Origin of the sequence: Streptomyces longispororuber (genome assembly GCF_024448165.1) — a bacterium.
Classification (GTDB): Bacteria; Actinomycetota; Actinomycetes; order Streptomycetales; family Streptomycetaceae; genus Streptomyces; species Streptomyces longispororuber_A.
In genome coordinates, this window is record NZ_JAMOLN010000419.1 from 1 (window position 1) to 2,510 (window position 2,510).

Here is a 2,510-nt window from a genome sequence, read left to right on the forward strand (position 1 = left end):
GCCTCCACGAGACCGACCTCGCCGTGGGCGACGAAGCGGCTGTAGGCGTCGATGCGCCAGTCGACCGGGCCGTAGGCACCCGGCGCAGCGGCTCCGGTGTCGCCCTGGTCTGAGGGGGCGGCGGGGAGCATCTCCGGTTGGCGTTCGAGGAGGGTGCGGACCGAGGCGATGAAGTGGTCGACCAGGAGGCGGTGCAGCACGGGGCTGCGTCGGCCGACGAGCCCGACGGTGTAGAGGGCGTCGTGCCGCCCCAGGTGGCCGATCAGTGCCGTGGAGGCGCGCTCCCAGACCTCGTGCGCGGGCAGGCCGGAGGTCAGTGTGTCGTCGATCCACTTGGAGCGGACCTGGTCGAGGTCCTCGTACAGCACCTGTGCGAGCACGGCCGCAGGGCTGTCGGCGTGCTTGTAGAAGGTGGTGCGGTTGACGCGCGCGGCGCGTACGAGATCGGCGACCGAGATGTCCTCGACCGGCTGTTCGGTGGCCAGCCGGAGCACGGCTTCGCGCAGTCGCGCCCGGGTGCGCTGAACGCGGACGTCGACGGTCGGCCCGCCCTCGGCCCCGCTGCCAGGTCCGCCTCCGGGGGTGTCCGCGGTGGAGGGCCGACTCGCGGAGGCGCCTGCTGCATGTCCTGACATACGCCAAGCCTAGTGCACGCCTTCCACCAGTGCTGATCGACAGGTGTCTCTTTTCTTTTCGGGCAAATGGTGTGACACTCCATTCGTGTGGCAGAGCGGCCCGGGACCTTCTGACGGGCCGCCCCGTGACCGCGTCCGTCCCGGCACCCGAACCGAGTGCCCCGGCCCACGCGGCCCCCACTCGGCACTCCGCACCGGCGGGCGCCGACGGTACGTACAGGAAAGAAGCAGCGTCATGAAGGCATCCGTCACCAAGGGGCTCGGTCAGGGATTCGTCGTCGAGGAGGTCGACCTCGCGGAGCCGATCGGGCACGAGGTCCGCGTCCAGGTCCAAGCCTCCGGCCTGTGCCACTCCGACCTCAGCGTCGCCACGTTCATCGGCGACGAGTTCCCCGTGGTCCTCGGTCACGAGGTGGCCGGCGTGGTCACCGAGATCGGCCCCCAGGTCACCCAGGTCAAGGTCGGCGACCACGTCGTCGGCAGCCTCATCCAGTACTGCGGCGCCTGCGTGAACTGCCTCAGCGGCCGCACCCACATCTGCCTCCGCCCCGAGGCCACGCTCCGTGAGTCGGGACAGCCCGCGCGGATCACCTGGAACGGCAAGCCGGTGGCGCAGGGCATGGGCCTGGGCGGCTTCGCCCAGGAGACCCTCGTCCACGAGAACCAGCTCGCCGTCGTCCCCGACGAGATGCCGTGGGCCCCGGCCGCCCTCATCGGCTGCGGCGTCCTGACCGGCGCCGGCGCCGTGCTGAACAGCGCCGAGGTCCGCCAGGGCGACACCGTGGTGGTCATCGGTGCGGGCGGCGTCGGCATGAACGCGGTCAGCGGTGCCCGGATCGCCGGCGCCGAGAAGATCATCGTGACCGACATCGAGGACGCCAAGCTGGAGCGCGCCAAGGCGTTCGGCGCCACTCACGTCCTGAACTCCCGCACCACCGACCCGGTCGAGGCCGTCCGTGACATCACCGGCCACGGCGCCGACCACGTCTTCGACTTCGTCGGCGCGCGTCCGGTCACCACTCAGGGCTTCCAGATGCTCGGCAAGGGCGGCGGTCTGTACCTGATCGGCGTGAGCGCCAACGACGCGGGCATCGACGTCAACTCGATCGCCACGCTGAGCGCCTCGCAGAAGGTCCAGGGCGTCTACATGGGCTCGTCGAACCTGAAGCGCGACATTCCCTTCTACGCCTCGCTCTACCTGCAGGGCAGGATGAACCTCGACGCCCTGGTCTCGAAGAAGATCGCGCTGTCCGAGATCGACGCCGGCTACGAGGCACTCAAGGACGGCGCCACCGCCCGCGTCGTCATCACCGACTTCTCCTGAGCGACGACCACCTCGCCGCTCGTGACACCCCGCCGTCTCCGAGGCGGCGCGGTGTCACAAGCGGGGGGCGGTGATGCGCCCGCTCACCATGGTTCTGGCGGACCACACGTAGGCATCCCGCGCGATCCGCGGCCACCTGCGCCACCGAGGCGGAAAGAAGAGCTGCTCGCCCGGCGGCATCCTGAAGCGGTTCAGAGGTCCGTTCAGCCGATGGTGAAGCGCTGGTTCTGGGCGCCTCGGTCGCAGCGGGCAGTGCGGTAGTAGCCGTCATCCTGCTGGTAGAGGCAGCGGCCCGTGCCGACGCTTTGGAGCATGATGGCGCTGCGGGCGGCGGGCTGGACGGTGCGCCACTTCTGGTATGAGCTGCCGTTGCAGCGCAGGGGGTAGACGTCGCCTCGGTCATTGCTGTCGAGGCAGCGGCCCCAGAAGTTGTTCTTCAGAGTGGTGCTGGTGTTGAGCCGGCCGTTCCACTGCCACAGGAGGCTGCCGCGTCCGGTGGTGCAGCGGTCGCCCTTGAGGCCGGTTTCGGAGTTCTCGCGCAGGCACTCACC

Annotated in this window: 3 protein-coding genes; 1 reads left to right on the plus strand and 2 read right to left on the minus strand. The window is 69.8% G+C overall.

Annotated features, from left to right (window positions below):
• A partial coding sequence (locus M4J07_RS47590) for a TetR/AcrR family transcriptional regulator (RefSeq protein WP_255983624.1) occupies positions 1 to 635 on the minus strand: 635 nt, incomplete at its 3' end.
• A 235-nt stretch (positions 636 to 870) separates the two neighbouring features.
• Here M4J07_RS47590 and M4J07_RS47595 point away from each other — a divergent pair.
• Entirely contained in the window at positions 871 to 1,959 is a 1,089-nt protein-coding gene (locus M4J07_RS47595; RefSeq protein ID WP_255983626.1) for a zinc-binding dehydrogenase, read from the plus strand.
• Positions 1,960 to 2,162: 203 nt separating this feature from the next.
• Here the strand turns inward: M4J07_RS47595 and M4J07_RS47600 are convergent.
• Positions 2,163 to 2,510: RICIN domain-containing protein (locus tag M4J07_RS47600; RefSeq protein ID WP_255983628.1), on the minus strand; the 348-nt coding region annotated here is incomplete at its 5' end.